The sequence below is a fragment of the Ningiella algicola genome (assembly GCF_028401415.2).
Taxonomy (GTDB): domain Bacteria; phylum Pseudomonadota; class Gammaproteobacteria; order Enterobacterales; family Alteromonadaceae; genus Glaciecola.
Window position 1 is genome coordinate 2,889,153 of sequence record NZ_CP171821.2, and the last position, 14,141, is coordinate 2,903,293.

At 44.4% G+C, this 14,141-nt stretch carries 15 protein-coding genes; 3 read left to right on the plus strand and 12 right to left on the minus strand.

Annotated elements, in window-relative coordinates; all coding sequences use genetic code 11:
• The first annotated feature begins 18 nt into the window (after nt 1–18).
• The 3 genes from PN836_RS12545 (at nt 19) to PN836_RS12555 (ending at nt 3,275) form a co-directional block, all read left to right on the plus strand.
• On the plus strand, nt 19–603 hold the full coding sequence (locus tag PN836_RS12545; RefSeq protein WP_395338796.1) for a YqaA family protein: 585 nt from the start codon (nt 19–21) through the stop codon (nt 601–603).
• A gap of 73 nt (nt 604–676) precedes the next feature.
• The gene (locus PN836_RS12550) at nt 677–1,429 is read left to right on the plus strand and encodes a class I SAM-dependent methyltransferase (protein WP_395338798.1); all 753 of its coding nucleotides are present in this window, start codon (nt 677–679) and stop codon (nt 1,427–1,429) included.
• 79 nt (nt 1,430–1,508) lie between these two features.
• Nucleotides 1,509–3,275, plus strand: coding sequence for a sulfotransferase family protein (locus PN836_RS12555; RefSeq protein WP_395338799.1), 1,767 nt, complete (start codon nt 1,509–1,511; stop codon nt 3,273–3,275).
• A 59-nt stretch (nt 3,276–3,334) separates the two neighbouring features.
• Here the strand turns inward: PN836_RS12555 and PN836_RS12560 are convergent, their stop codons facing one another.
• Genes PN836_RS12560 through PN836_RS12615 form a run of 12 tightly spaced genes read right to left on the minus strand, consistent with a single transcriptional unit; the run spans nt 3,335 to nt 14,000 of the window.
• On the minus strand, nt 3,335–3,793 hold the full coding sequence (locus PN836_RS12560; protein WP_395338801.1) for a ribonuclease E inhibitor RraB: 459 nt from the start codon (nt 3,791–3,793) through the stop codon (nt 3,335–3,337).
• Nucleotides 3,794–3,827: 34 nt separating this feature from the next.
• Nucleotides 3,828–5,915 (minus strand): hypothetical protein, encoded by a 2,088-nt coding sequence (locus tag PN836_RS12565; RefSeq protein ID WP_395338802.1) that lies wholly within the window; start codon nt 5,913–5,915, stop codon nt 3,828–3,830.
• A 53-nt stretch (nt 5,916–5,968) separates the two neighbouring features.
• Nucleotides 5,969–6,436, minus strand: coding sequence for a hypothetical protein (locus PN836_RS12570; protein ID WP_395338804.1), 468 nt, complete (start codon nt 6,434–6,436; stop codon nt 5,969–5,971).
• Nucleotides 6,429–7,016: a hypothetical protein gene (locus tag PN836_RS12575; RefSeq protein WP_395338806.1), complete on the minus strand. Its 588-nt coding sequence runs from the start codon at nt 7,014–7,016 to the stop codon at nt 6,429–6,431. Before PN836_RS12575 ends, PN836_RS12570 begins: the two co-directional genes overlap by 8 nt.
• A complete protein-coding gene (locus PN836_RS12580) occupies nt 7,017–8,114 on the minus strand; it encodes a hypothetical protein (RefSeq protein WP_395338807.1) in 1,098 nt (365 codons plus the stop codon).
• On the minus strand, nt 8,068–9,159 hold the full coding sequence (locus PN836_RS12585) for a hypothetical protein (RefSeq protein WP_395338809.1): 1,092 nt from the start codon (nt 9,157–9,159) through the stop codon (nt 8,068–8,070). Before PN836_RS12585 ends, PN836_RS12580 begins: the two co-directional genes overlap by 47 nt.
• Nucleotides 9,156–9,785, minus strand: coding sequence for a PulJ/GspJ family protein (locus PN836_RS12590; protein ID WP_395338811.1), 630 nt, complete (start codon nt 9,783–9,785; stop codon nt 9,156–9,158). Before PN836_RS12590 ends, PN836_RS12585 begins: the two co-directional genes overlap by 4 nt.
• Nucleotides 9,772–10,176, minus strand: coding sequence for a prepilin-type N-terminal cleavage/methylation domain-containing protein (locus tag PN836_RS12595; RefSeq protein ID WP_395338813.1), 405 nt, complete (start codon nt 10,174–10,176; stop codon nt 9,772–9,774). Before PN836_RS12595 ends, PN836_RS12590 begins: the two co-directional genes overlap by 14 nt.
• 1 nt (nt 10,177) lies before the next feature.
• Nucleotides 10,178–10,651: a prepilin-type N-terminal cleavage/methylation domain-containing protein gene (locus PN836_RS12600; protein ID WP_395338815.1), complete on the minus strand. Its 474-nt coding sequence runs from the start codon at nt 10,649–10,651 to the stop codon at nt 10,178–10,180.
• Nucleotides 10,617–11,045, minus strand: a complete 429-nt coding sequence (gene gspG, locus PN836_RS12605; RefSeq protein ID WP_395338817.1) for a type II secretion system major pseudopilin GspG — start codon at nt 11,043–11,045, stop codon at nt 10,617–10,619. Before gspG ends, PN836_RS12600 begins: the two co-directional genes overlap by 35 nt.
• Nucleotides 11,046–11,100: 55 nt before the next feature.
• A complete protein-coding gene (locus tag PN836_RS12610; protein WP_395338818.1) occupies nt 11,101–12,306 on the minus strand; it encodes a type II secretion system F family protein in 1,206 nt (401 codons plus the stop codon).
• Nucleotides 12,303–14,000: a GspE/PulE family protein gene (locus PN836_RS12615; RefSeq protein ID WP_395338820.1), complete on the minus strand. Its 1,698-nt coding sequence runs from the start codon at nt 13,998–14,000 to the stop codon at nt 12,303–12,305. The genes PN836_RS12610 and PN836_RS12615 overlap by 4 nt, the downstream gene beginning before the upstream one ends.
• Nucleotides 14,001–14,141: the final 141 nt, after the last annotated feature.

Below are 14,141 nucleotides of genomic sequence, written 5' to 3' on the forward strand. Positions count from 1 at the left end.
GATGAGACTATTGCCCAAGTGAAAAAGCGCATCAAAAAACGCTTTAAAAAGATGGTTCGCTCAAAATACATGCTGAGCAGCGTTGGTATCGCCTCGTTTTTGGAATCAACCGTTGTGCCCATCCCCTTGGAGACTTTATTAATACCGCTGATGCAGGCACGGCGAGACAAAATATGGCTGATTGCGCTAATCACGCTGCTTGGATGCGTAGCTGGCGCGCTATGCGGTTACTTTATTGGTATGTTTTTGTTTGAAGCGCTGCGTGAACCCATCATGAATTACATTACAAGCGAGTCGCAGTTTGAGGCCTTGACTCAGCAAATACATGATCATGGCTTTTGGTTTGTATTTAGTACCGGCGTAACACCTATCCCGCTTCAAGTTGCCATGATTGTAGCGGGGGTCAGTCAGTATTCAGTAACGCTGTATATGATTGCAGTGGTAACGAGTCGAACCATCCGCTATTTAGGCTTGGCGCTATTGGTTTACTTTTTTGGCAATAAAACCGAAAAAATCATCCGGCGGTATAAATGGCAAACGATGGGCGTGGTATGTATTGCATTGATTGCAATTGTTAGTTACAAGATATTCGTTGCACCTTAGGCACAAGGGTGAGTTAATGAAATCAGCTACGACAGACCATACATAATAAGTACAAATACGACAGGAGAAAATTATGAAAAGATTAGCAGCACTTAGCATTGCCTTGACCTGCCTTGTTGGTTTTTCGTCTTCACATGCAAATGTGGAAGATAAGCTCAAGTCAGCTATGTCATCGGACTTGCGAACCCAAGCGGAAGTGGAGCGCGATCGCAATCGCAAGCCGGTTGAAACGCTTTCTTTTTTCGGAATAAAAGACGATATGAAAGTGGTTGAGCTTATACCTGGCGGCGGCTGGTATACCAAATTGTTAGTACCGCTGCTTGCAGAAAACGGCGCATACTACGGCGCGATTGGCACCACTCGAATTGAAAATTCACTATCGGATGCGCCCGGTTTTGAGCGCATGAACGTGCTTGCCAAAAATGCGAATTTGTTTAGAGAAGAAGGCTCTCGCTTTTATTCACTTGAGCTTGGCAGCTTAGGCATTGATGATGCCGACATGGTGCTTACCTTCAGAAATTACCATAACTTTGGTGATCAAGGACGCGCTGCCATGAATAAAGCCGCCTTTGATGCATTAAAGCCCGGTGGCATCTACGGCGTAGTTGACCATACAGCCCGCCACATGGAGCCAATGACCCCAAGTAATCGACGCCGCTTTGACCCTGTTAAAGCAATCAAAGAAATTCAGGATGCTGGTTTTGTATTAGTTGACTACAGCACGCTTCACTATAAAGAAGATGACGAGCTTGAATATGAAGTAGGTGCGCGTTCTGTCAGCGGCAATACAGACCGGTGGACGCTTAAGTTTATAAAGCCTGAATAAAGAACAAGTTTCTTATTCGCGATTTGTAAATCGTTTATTGCCTCAAAATATTGGTTAAAAAAGTATGGAGCTGCGGCAAGTGTCAAACAAAGTATGTATTGTTTTTGTATGTCAAGCAGGCGAACTGGAGTTAAAGGCCTTGCTTTTTGCCGCCTCTTTACGGTGCAATGCCGAACTATCCAGTATTGACTTGGTTGCTGCGGTTCCCCAGCCAAGTATGTGGGGCGCACTTTCGAATGACACTGAAGCCTTAATCACTTCTCTATCAATAAGAAAAGTCTATATCGATTCTCCTTTTGGCAAAGCATATCCAATTGGCAATAAACTGGCGGCAATTGGAGTTAAAACAGACGCACCCGTTACCCTATTTGTTGATAGCGACATTCTGTGTTTAGGCAAGGTTCCACTTGAGGAGTTGCTCACTTCCAATATGAAGGCCAAACCAGCAGACTTGGTTAGCTTTACCAGGAATATTGAGCAATGGCGTCATGCATATCGTCAGGTTGGTGCTCAACTTCCCTCTGAACGCGTGCTATCGACGGTATCACATGAATTAATGCCGCCTTACTTTAACGCAGGTTTTGTCGCTGTGCGCGACGGAAAAGCGTTTTCAAAAACCTGGATGCATACTGCTAAAAAAATTGATAACTGCAAAGTGATTCGCAATAAACGCCCTTGGCTTGATCAAATAGCGCTTCCAGTTAGCGCCAAGGCCATAAACTATGCATTCGAAATGTTTGATGAGCGCTTCAATTACCCTGCCCATCTAAAGCGCTTAGCCGTTACGACTCTTCCAATGTTTTGTCATTACCATTCGCCTGATATTATTGCACAAGAGCCCGTATTGAGTCTCGAAGTGGATAAGCTTTGCCATCGCTATTCCAGTTTACGGTCACTGTTGGCAAAATTTGCGGCGTGGCAGGATGTATTAACACGTGCCAGCATTGAAAAAACGGCCTTATGTAAACCCGCGCGTGTAGACCAATGTGGCTCGACCGTATCAACCAAATCATATAGCCAGAAACAAAGCAACCCTCGAGACTTTATCATAACGGGTATGCCGCGTTCAGGCACCAGTATGCTGTGTAAGCTCTTGAACAAAGCTTCCGATATCGTAATCGTGAATGAACCAAAAGAAATATTTGGCGCGCTTAAAGACGATCATCAGTGTCACAAGCTGGGCTTGCTTTATCGGGATTTACGGTCCCGCGTCGTGTTAAATCGTGGCATTAACAACAAAGTTGATGATGAAGGTGAAGTGATTGAAGACACGCGTTTTGATGACAAACGACGACCTTATTTTCCAAATACGCACTCGCCGAATTTCGCACTTGCCACGAAAAATCCCTTGGCATACTTAACTCGATTACGGGTGATACTCGACTCATGCCCCAACATGCCTGTGATAGTAATGGTAAGAAACCCATTAGACCTCGTTACTTCATGGAAATCTAGTTTCGAACATCTTCGTGATATTGACTTCAGGCAGTTGCCTTTTACAGATGCAAACGACCCACTGCTCGACGGTACCCAGTTAAGAACCTTAGCCATGATTAGCAATGAACCCAATATTGCCAACAGGCGCGCGCTTTACCTGAGATATTTAGGTTATTTGATAAACCGAGAACGAGATCGTATTCACATGATACGTTATGAAGACTTGATAGCATCACCTCAATCAGTGCTGAGCAAAGTTACTCGCTTAATGAATCAAGCTCCCTTGCCAAATGAGGTATTTGAAAGTATTCGTGCACAAACTAAGCGCAAAACCCATGATAGTGAGGATATGACGGCCATTAAAAATATCTGTGCAGACCTTGCTCTTGAATGGGGCTATGAGGTTTAAAGCCGCTGATTTGTTCATAGCGGCTTATTTAGCGCTGCGTAATCCACAGCGCAAAAATGCTAACTGCTATGTTCGTCTGGATGATCGACGCTGAAGCCGTCAAACGCTTTTAACTTCATGTAATCAGCCATTTCAAAAAGCTGAGACACTTCGTAAATAAATTTTTCTTCATCGTAAATGTCGGTTTTTTGAATGTGTAGCCAATAGGTATCGCCATTAATATCACTCTCTAGAGCGACCGGCCAAAAGCCAAATCTATGAGCTAATTGTGCGAAATTCTCCAACGATGGCATCACCGCGCCTGTGAACCGAAATTCCCATTTGTATTTTTTAGACAAATCTAAGCCATTCGCACTAAGGTCGGCATACTGCTTTTTAAGAGCTGCTTCATCCATATATCCATCGAGCGTGATCACTTGAAGCTCTTGCTTCTCGTCTTTGACTTGCTGTTCTGCAAAGCTCTCGCTAGCACTAAGCGAAACGGAAAGAACTAAAGCTATCAGCGCTAAGGTACGCATTAGAAACCTCCTTTTGAAAATCATGTTAATAAACCTAATTTGATTCTTCTTCATCAGAGTGAAGCGTAAGCTGTTTTTTGAAAGCATCCGTCACAGCGTCTGCATCTTTATCGTCGCTAACGATGTAGGTTGATATTAAGATCATCAGCTCACTACGGGTGCTGCCGCGTGACTGTGACCCAAACAAGCTACCTAAAAACGGAATATCTCCCAGAATGGGAACTTTGCTGTCACTGCTGTTTTCGTTGTTACTAATCACGCCTGCTACCAACACTGAACCACCATCTTTGATGCTCAGCGAAGTAGACACTCTTCGGTTACTGATTGTGGGTGACAGGGTTGGGTCATCCGCATCAGCGGTTGAATTACTCGTTTCTTGCGTAATTTGCAAGTCAACTTCACCACCTGCATAAATGACAGGCTTAACTGACAACAGAATACCTGTATTTCGATAAACAACCTGTTGAATAAGCGCTCCACCCTCCACACTTGATTGAGAAGATGAAAGTAGCGGAATCTCATCACCCACCGTCACAGTCGCTTCTTCTCCGCTTTTCACCAAAATCCGAGGCGTTTGTAAAATTTTGACCTGATTGTCTTCCGCCAGAGTACTCAACACAGCTCGCGTGTATCCTGACGAGCTAAGTGGTGTGAACGTAAAGGCGCCACCTTGAACGTTTATGACGTTTCCAAGCGCTTCGGTAAATAGGTTCGAACTAGAACTGTTATTGGGGTTATTAATAGACCAGTCCACTCCAAATCGGAAAGAATCACTGAGCGTTACATCTGCAACAATCACTTCAATCAATACCTGCAAAGGGCGCTGATCAAGACGCTCAATTGCTGGGAGCATAGTCACCCATTCATTATTGGATCCGTAAAACAGAATAGCGTTTCGGCCTAAATCTACCACCAAGTTACCTCGGCGATTCTGCGTCGTTGCGCTGCCCGGCTGAATTGGCCCAGCGTCGTTTGTGGCTGCCTGATTACCTTGACCTTGTTGCTGAGGTTGCGCCGCTGCGCCGCCCCCTAAGAGTTCATTAATCGCATCAGCCACATCTTGAGCAGAGGTATTTTTTACCTCATAGTAAAACACGCTATCACCTTTAGTCTGTTTTAAAGGCTGATCAAGGTCTTTTACCCATTCTTCAACATACGCGAGTACATCTTCGTCGTTAGCGAACACAATAATGCTGTTAGTTTCTTCAATGGTGAATAAACTCACGGCGCCAGGCCTGCCTATTTGTGCATAATACCCTTGCGCCTGAAGCATTTGAGCCAGTCTTGCAGAAAGCGCGTCTGCACCTAAATATCTCGGCTCAATACGCATGCTCTGTCGACCGCGCATTAAGGGTTGGTCTACGAGTCTAACTACCTCTGCGGCCTGCTTGACGATGTCTAATGAGCCGCGTAACCACACAGCATTTCGCTCAGGATCAGAACTAAATTTTGCGTTTTGTCCTTCAAACGCTTGTGCAAGCCAACCGACGGCTCGTTGCGCTTGAACAACGTTCAAATCCATCAGGAAAAATACCGGGCGATGGGTCGATGGCACAGACGGAAGGGCTTCACCACTTATGAGAATGGGAGGCTCTGTACTTGTGCCTGTAGGAGAAAATTCAACTTGGATTAAGCCATTATCGTTTCGTAACGCTACGCCGTAGGCTTGCAGTACCGTTTGCACCGTTCGATAGAGTTCTTGAGGTGGTAATGGATCATTGATGTTAAGCGTCACTAAATCCTGTTTGTCTTCAAGCCTGGGATCAAGGTAAAAAGAAAGACCCAGTTGATTTCCCAATACCTCGTTAATAAACTGAGGCAGTGGAAGACTCGCTACATTAATCGCAATAGAGTCGCCTTTAAGCTCCATGGCTTCGTCGAAACTCAGCGCTGTATTGCTCTGGTTTTTTTGAGGTGGAGAAGGTAGATCACGTTTAATTCTGGGTGACCCATCATCTGCTTCTTCAGATCCGCCTAATTCAACTGAACCATCATTTGCTAAAGCTTCCTTGTTTACCTCTAAAGGTTGAGGCGTTAGATCGTATTCACGAACCATAGAACATGATGCAAGTGAGGCTATCATTAAAAAGACAAATGAATGTTTAATCCATATTTGTTTCATTTTTCACACTACTTATTAATTTTTATTCGAACTAAGGCGAGTTTAGGCATTAGTCACTGATAAAGGCGTTTTGTTTCTTTCACGCCATCCATTTCATAGTCCACGCTGTCTTTATTAATACTTACTATGGTTGCTCCATCAGGTAATGCTTGCCCCACTGAAAATCTCACAAATCTATCTCTCATGTTTTTTTGTGCGTCAAGGTCAAGCTCAATTAGCGCGATATACGCTCCCCCTTCTATAATAACGCCTTTTAACGACCATGGAATTGAATCTTTATCATTCTGAGCCTGTGTGTCGTCAATACCCCAAAGCAGCGCATAGTTGGTACCATCTTGTGCGCTCGCTTTATAGTTAAAATTAGCCAGTCGCCAGTTTTCAGCGCGTTCATCCAATACCAAAGTATCAGTGGACGGTTTCGCTAGAAGAGTAGCTAAAATAACCACTGTGACGACCAAAATAAGCACCAGCCATAACCATTTGGAACGCAAAACACGTTTTGTTATGACAGCATTAGTCATTATCAATCCTAAAATATGCTGCAATAACCAGTTTGTGGACAGGTCTCACTCTTTGAGAAATTTCCATCTGCTCTACCACGACACGTTGGCCATTGAGTTCTAAATCTTTAATAAACGCCATACTGTTATTTGCATCAAATGTAGCATCGATTTGTCCCGCCACCCTAAACACATTGTTCATACTCTCCACCGCAAGCGGCTCTTCTAACCGAATTTGAACACGCTGTAAATCGTGATTTTGCGCCCAATCAGTTAAGGACTGGTGCAAAGTGGCTTTGGCAATACCGACCGATGGGGCCTCCCAAAACAAACCCTGAAGCTCAGTACTAAATGCAGCAACATTTTCGGCGCGCTCAAGCCATTGCTTTTCACTGGCAGTGCGCAATATTTTAGCCTCACGCTCGAGCTCTCGCACAATATCACTTCTAATGGACTGGTTATAGTCGCTTAGAGCCAGTAATGGATATGCAAGCAGAATACCGATAATCACCCACAGGCTTATTCGTAATCGCGTATTAGATTTTACTTGTTCCGAAGCAAGTTGCCATTGTTGAATAACCTGATCTCTAATGTGATCCATTTATTGCTCCGCCGTCGATAAGGTTAAAACAAATCGGTTTTGCAATGGCCGTCTTGCCGACGAAACCGACACGCTATCAATCCAGCTTAAATTTTCAAAGTCTTGCACCACATTCAGCGTATTCACTTGACCCTCTGAAACGATTTCCAGTGTTGCGCCTTTAAAATTCCACTCTTTTAGGGTGAGATTGAATTTATTAAATACAACCGCGGCGTCGTCAATTAAGGCTCTTTGTAAAGGGTAGTCTATCAGTGACAGAAGCTCGCGAGTTTCAGCGTTGAGCGTTTCGGCAGTTGTTCTGGCTTGCAGAATACTTTCAACACTGTCTGCGATTGAATCAGCTCTTTGATTGACCTCTTTAAGCGCATTGCTGGCTAATACGGTAGCCGTCAGCATCCAAATATAAGCAATCACTAAAACAACACCGAATATGAGCAATACGTTATGCTCCCATGGTAGTTTTTGAATGAGCGATAAGGTTTTGTTCTTTGCTCCCCAAGGCGCGGGCAGCCTTGATAGCTGACCTAGTTTGGGTGCGCCTTCGCAAACTTGAACCAGCTCTTCCCATGCAAGGTTAAGATCATTTGGAAGATTAAGTGAGCGTAAAAACAAATCAAAGCGCGTTGAAGAGGGTTTTGAAGGGAACCATTTTTCTACGGCAAGTGTGCCATCAATCCACAGCTGAAAGATCTCGCCAGAATCCACGGAACTTATCCAACGGGCACACCTGCCCTCTTCTTGTGGATAATAAACAGACTCTGGAAGCACAGAAATCGCTTGGATCCCGACTTCTTCGATAGTTTTGTTGATGCTGTCTAAATCCCATGCCCAAACACACGCTTTACTTGAATTCCAAATAAAGTGAAAACCAACTCTTGAAAATGGCGCCCAGCGCTTCACTTGCAAAGCAAGTGCTTGATCGCGATTTTTTTTTGGCGTATCCGATAGCTCAAAAACGCGATACAGACACTGACTCCTGCCGACTATCCATTGTGCACGCGTCGTTAGACGCTCAGGAAAGAGCACCTCAGAAGATGTTTGCACATACTGACTAGCGGAGAAGGCGTGTTTGAGGTTCGCGGGGTTTAGCACGGGCATCTGATTCAGTTATAGGCACAATAAGGTCTCTGGTGATGATCCACGGAGCATCGGCAGCGTTCACAACAGTCTGAAAGTGTACATCAACTTCTCTTTTAAGTCTTGCCTGAGGATACCAAAAAGAGAAACGCAGTTTAGACGAGGGCATCGTGAGTATTATTTGAGACTGATTGTACAAATTTACTTCTGAGCGCTCTAAAACATCGTTTAGGTTTGTGTATGGTTCAATGTCGCGCTCTCGCACAAACGCTTGTGCATCTGCAGGCGATAAATCAAATGCAATTTGAGCGACTTTGCTCGAAACCGCATTAAGGTTGTATGCATCAAAAGGTGAAGCGACAACCTCAGACAGTAGTTCTTTATTGCGCCATAGCGCCTCAAGCGACTCCCACTCCAACACATTTTGCAACTCATGATATGAAAGTAAACCAGCGTTAGGCGGGGGGGCAAGTCCTCTTTGTGTGTACTGAAAACTCTCGGCGCCGTTGGAGCGAAGTACGTCATCTCGGTCAATATAGTCTTGCAGGGTAGAGGTCAGTCTTGCGCTTCGCGCCTGCCCAACATCTAGATATCTTAATAAGGCTTGTGCATGTCGCGGAGATTTAGAGTTGAGTGGAAGCATTGAGGAGATATCACGTATGGAGAAAAGCGAACCGTCAAGCCCGCTATAGACTGTTCCATCAAGTCTAATCTCATTGCCATCAATGCCCACCGTTCGAAGACCCATATCATCGACATCAGCACCAGCGAAAAAGTCATCTAAGGACATCTCTACGCCATCGCCGATACCAAGAGAGTCGACCGGTACTTTGATGCCTGCGGGTGTCCCGCCTTGAGTTGCTGCTAAATAAAACAAGACGGATTGGGTTGACGCAGCGTTTAGCGCCATTTGAGCACGCTCATTTTGCAGTATTGCCTTATTTAGACTGCTTTCTACCCAAGCAGCAAATGCCCCCACCATGATCACTAATATCGCCATCACCCAAATGGATGCAACTAATACAAAACCCTGCTGCTGACGGTGAAAGAGTTTCAAATTACTCATGGGGTAAAATCCAGATCGGGTAGCGTATTACTAGATATAGACACATACCAAAAAAAATCGGTTTCTTCGCTAGTGTCGATAAGCATGATACCTTTGGGCAAAGGTGGCGAAGGTAATTCAGCAAAAATGTCTTGTTCCTCTTCTTCCACGGGCCATTCGTCTTGAAGCTCACCTGATGAGTTCAAATACCGAAACTCCACTTCGGCATTTAGCCACTCAAAAATAACCACCGGTTCATCCTCAGCTTCATCGTAATAGAGTATTGAATAATCACCCTCTTGCTCAATACGCCATCGAACTTTGGTGGGTAAGCCGGTTCCGCGATTTAAAGGCTGCAGCACCAAGCCAGACATTTCAAATGCGTCAGCGCTAAAGTTGGCGTTATCAGACTGGCGACCTCGTTGAAATGAGCGTGTTACCAACCTAAACCACTGCTCTCTAAGCTCGGTATCTTGGGTTTTTACCAATTGATTTCGAATTCTATCCTGCAGACCGACAACAAAACTGAAACCTTGCATCATCAGTACCGTAATCAGGCTTACAATTACAAGTACCACCATCATCTCAAGTAATGTAAATCCATGAGAACGATTGTGAAGGTTTGGATACAACTTAAAATGGCTCATTTTGTAAGGCTCTATAGCCTACCTGAGTTTGTTCGAATGAGAGCAGTTCTAAATCATCGTTTTCGATATTCACGAAAACGCGATAAAGCCCCAATTCATAGGGGGTGGGACCTATCGCGAGAGATTGTCCTCTGCGAATTGGCTCTATTAATTCTGCGTTCCATGAGATAGACACCCGACCAAATTGTTGCGTTCCCTCGGGTTGCGCCATAACGTTTATATCGGCAAGAAACTCTGTGACGTTTCTTTGAACTTGATTGGAGTAGGCATTTTCTTCAATTTTTCCAACGGAAATCAGCAGGCTGCTTATCCATGAAAATGCGACCATACTGATCATTGTTACCAACAGCAATGCCACAATGGCTTCAAGCAATGAAAAGCCTTTTTGCATCTTAGTCTTCCAACGCTACGGGGCGACAGGTAGGGGGCTCAAGGCTAACCTGAAGTGTTCTTTCGCCCTTCACAAAACTTACCTCGCCACCAGTGCAGTAGCCAAAAGCGTTGTAGATTACTTCACTTGTTTGAAAATCATCAAGCTCCCAACCTTCAGGTAACGATAGGAATTCAGATGACTCGTCATCTTGAATACTTAATAGACTGAATGACTCTCCACTTTGGTAAACCGCAAAAGGTAAGCCCTCAAGCTGAAACAAAATATCGTCTCTTTCCAGCGAAAAATTCACCGACTCGTACATTTGAAGCAGCCGAGGGGTCGCAATGCCTGTTAACAGTCCCATCAACACAAGCACAATCAACAATTCGAGCAGGGTATAACCGCCTGCCGCTATTTTTTGCCTAGTCTTGTTGTGCAATGAATGGTGCAATGAATGACTAATTTTCGGCGATGTAGCCAATGTCTGCATCATATTCTTCGCCGCCTAATTTTCCGTCAGCACCGAATGAATACAGCTCGAAGGGTCGATTTTTAGTTTTCTTAGAAGAATACCTATAAGCTCTGTCCCAAGGATCTAACGGCACTTCGTCATCTAAATACGGGCCATCCCAGTTAGATACTTCAGGGGTGCTATTGCTAATCAATAATGACAGACCTTCTTCAGTCGTTGGGAAACGGTTTATGTCCAAACGCATAGTTTGCAGTGCTCCTTTAAGCATCACAATTTGCGCCTCAGCAGTTTGTACTTTTGCTTTGTCAGCCTGTTTGAATACTCGCGGTCCAACCAACCCCATCAATAGGCCTATGATCACGAGCACCACAATCATCTCAAGCAGTGTGAACCCGTTTAACTTCGATTTGTTCATTTCGTCCTCGTACCTCTAATATCACTTTGTTACTAGCATTTATCAGATGGCGCAACTAAATCGCGATATCGTTTGCGCTTGTAATTGCCAAGATAATTCCGATTATAATAACGCCAATAAGCACACCAATCACCAATATTGCGATTGGTTCAATTAATGACAAGAGGGTTTGCATACGTTTTTTACTTGCTTGCTCATAAAGGTTAGAGACCGACGCGAGCGTTGTCGACAAATCTCCAGACTTTTCTCCTACCTTTACAAGATTTACCGTTGTAGACGACACGACGTCCTCGCGGTGAAGTGCAGCCGATAATGCCAACCCTGATTTCACACCCGATTTTACCTGAGCAAGTCTGGCTTTGCGCCATGGGATCCTGCTGGATTTTGCTGCTAAAGTGAGCGCATCTAACATCGGTACCTTGCTCGCAAGCAAAATACCTAACATTTTTGACCAAACCGCTAAATCAGATTCGTTTAACCACCCTCCAATGACAGGCATTTTGCTTAGAAAGTTCAACAGCGGGATCTTAAAACGCTCTTGAGTCAGGAGAATACCGACGCCCGTAATAAACAGTATCGTAACAATGAGTACCGCAAGCTTATTGTCGTTCACCCAAACACCTGAGGTAATTACCAACCACGCTAAAGTCGGCATTTCTTCGGCACTGCTTAATAAAGAGGAAAACTTTGGCACCACGAATAAGAACATTATCGCCACAGCAACGACGCCTGACAATACGAGAATGCTTGGGTAGATTAATGCACTTTTGGTTTCTGAACGTATCTTAAGGTCATATTCCATCTGGTTCACACCTTGCTCGATGGAATCTGCAAGTCTCCCCGTAATTTCTCCTGACTCAATTAGGTGATACATATAGTCAGGCAGTTTAAGTTGGGTTTTTTTCACCGCTTGTGAAAACGCAGTACCACTCTTTAACTCTTTAAGTAAAAGGTTGAAGACGTTTAGTATGGCGTCAGAGTGGCTTGAATCACACTGCGCTTCTACCGCTTCTTTTAAGCTAACGCCTGCTCTGAGCATGGTTGAAATTTCAAAAAAAATAAGGATGACGTCGTCTTTCGAAATTTTTGTGCTTTTTTGACCTGATGTTCTTAAAACGTCTGCCTCTACTTCATCGATTGAAGTAACGCTTATCTGTCTTTCTTCTAATTGCCGAGCGGCACTACGAAAACTATCGGCATTTATCACACCGCGCATTTCCTCGCCCGTTTTATCGATTCCGCGGTATTCAAACTGGCTCATACGGTTTCTGCTTCCGTGCTTCTACACACGCGAAAGACCTCTTCGACGCTTGTTAGACCCATATAGGCTTTTAACATGCCATCTTCATACAAATTTCGGTAACCTTGAGTTTTAGCAAGGGCGTACATTTCGCTCACCGCTTGCTGCTCCAAAATAAGCGCACGCATTTTATCTTTAATTTCGATAAGCTCATAAATACCCACCCTACCCGAATAGCCCTTACCTTGGCATGCTTCACATCCTTTCGCAACGCGCCAATTAGACGTTTTATTTGGCAGAACCGTCTTCGCGATTTGAGAGATTTCAAGCGCATCTGCAGGAGGCGAAGTTGCTGGCTCACTGCATTGAGTACACAGCTTTCTCAACAATCGCTGAGCCTGAGTAGCAATAACAGGGGTTGCGGCCATAAATGGCTCAATGCCCATATTTATTAAACGCGCAAATGCACTTAGAGAATCGTTAGTATGCAAAGTAGATAACACCAAGTGGCCTGTAATTGCAGCCTGCATCGCAATTTCTGCTGTTTCTAGGTCACGAATTTCTCCAATCATAATTACGTCTGGGTCTTGCCGAAGAATGGTGCGTAAACAAGCAGCAAAGCTTAGGCCTATTTCTTCATTGGTTTGCGTTTGAGTAATACCCTCCAGTTTAAATTCCACCGGATTCTCAACCGTAATGATTTTCTTGTCTTGTTCGTTGGACTCATCCAGTGCGGTGTATAAAGTCGTGGATTTTCCAGACCCTGTTGGCCCGGTAACTAACACAATACCGTGAGGTTGACGCACAAGCCTTGACATCAAAGCCATTTGATCTGGCATCATGCCTAAGCTTTCCATGTTCAGTCGCTCTTTATCTTTTGGTAATAAGCGCAGCACCATCGACTCACCATTAACGCCTGGTAAAGCTGATACCCGTACATCAATCTCTACGCCTCCAGCGCGAGTAGAAATGCTGCCATCTTGAGGTAAGCGGCGCTCCGCAATGTCCATACCTGATATAAGCTTAATTCGAGACACTAAGGCATCAAATTTCTCTTTACCCAAGGTTAAGCGTGTACTCAAAATGCCGTCACCTCGAAAGCGCACGCGAAAGCTGTTCTCCTCTGGTTCAAAGTGTATATCCGACGCATTTGCATCAACCGCTTGAGCAAACAAGTTGTTGACTAACTCTATGGTAGGCGCTTCCTCAGCCAGTTCTTTCAAATAAGACTCACTTTCTGCCATACCATCGGCATAATTGTTTTTTAAAGATTCAACTGCACGAGTAAGTGCGTCGAAATCTTGAGACATAATAAAGGAAGGACTCACTTCAGTATTGGGACATACGATTTCTAAGGAAGACAGCAAGGTTTCAGATAAAGGATCGCGTGATGCGCATATAAGGTGTTGCTCAGAACGATTATCCACCCAAAACAATGCGTGTTGGTCAAGCATCCACTCCACGTCAATCTTTAACGTTCTACAAGTATCCAAAATTTGCCCAGCATCAGCAGATGGTGAATCGTTCCCTATCAGTGGCAAGTTAAGCTGTTCTGATAAGGTTTTGACCACAAACTCTTCTGACGTTGCGCCAATCCTAATCAGAATGGCACCAAGCTTCCCGCCAATCTCCGATTGGATGTTAAGTGCTTTACTTAAGTCCGACTCTGACAGCGCACCTTTGGCTTTTAATAGTGCACCTATTGTTTCACTCATAAAAATACTCGATGTTTGTTAACGCACTTGGTAACTGTATGCTCATAGCGAAGCGTCAGTTTAAAGCATTACCACACGAATTCGAACTTAAACTTCACACGCTGAAGCTTTGACCTATTATTTCTCAAATCCGACGGGATT

Coding starts and splice junctions, on each gene's coding strand:
- PN836_RS12610 (WP_395338818.1), bottom strand. CDS start 12,306: ATGAGCCAGTTTGAATACCGCGGAATCGATAAAACGGGCGAGGAAATG.
- PN836_RS12615 (WP_395338820.1), bottom strand. CDS start 14,000: ATGAGTGAAACAATAGGTGCACTATTAAAAGCCAAAGGTGCGCTGTCA.
- gspG (WP_395338817.1), bottom strand. CDS start 11,045: ATGAACAAATCGAAGTTAAACGGGTTCACACTGCTTGAGATGATTGTG.
- PN836_RS12575 (WP_395338806.1), bottom strand. CDS start 7,016: ATGGATCACATTAGAGATCAGGTTATTCAACAATGGCAACTTGCTTCG.
- PN836_RS12585 (WP_395338809.1), bottom strand. CDS start 9,159: ATGAGTAATTTGAAACTCTTTCACCGTCAGCAGCAGGGTTTTGTATTA.
- PN836_RS12595 (WP_395338813.1), bottom strand. CDS start 10,176: ATGCAAAAAGGCTTTTCATTGCTTGAAGCCATTGTGGCATTGCTGTTG.
- PN836_RS12580 (WP_395338807.1), bottom strand. CDS start 8,114: ATGCCCGTGCTAAACCCCGCGAACCTCAAACACGCCTTCTCCGCTAGT.
- PN836_RS12565 (WP_395338802.1), bottom strand. CDS start 5,915: ATGAAACAAATATGGATTAAACATTCATTTGTCTTTTTAATGATAGCC.
- PN836_RS12590 (WP_395338811.1), bottom strand. CDS start 9,785: ATGAGCCATTTTAAGTTGTATCCAAACCTTCACAATCGTTCTCATGGA.
- PN836_RS12600 (WP_395338815.1), bottom strand. CDS start 10,651: ATGATGCAGACATTGGCTACATCGCCGAAAATTAGTCATTCATTGCAC.
- PN836_RS12570 (WP_395338804.1), bottom strand. CDS start 6,436: ATGACTAATGCTGTCATAACAAAACGTGTTTTGCGTTCCAAATGGTTA.
- PN836_RS12560 (WP_395338801.1), bottom strand. CDS start 3,793: ATGCGTACCTTAGCGCTGATAGCTTTAGTTCTTTCCGTTTCGCTTAGT.
- PN836_RS12550 (WP_395338798.1), top strand. CDS start 677: ATGAAAAGATTAGCAGCACTTAGCATTGCCTTGACCTGCCTTGTTGGT.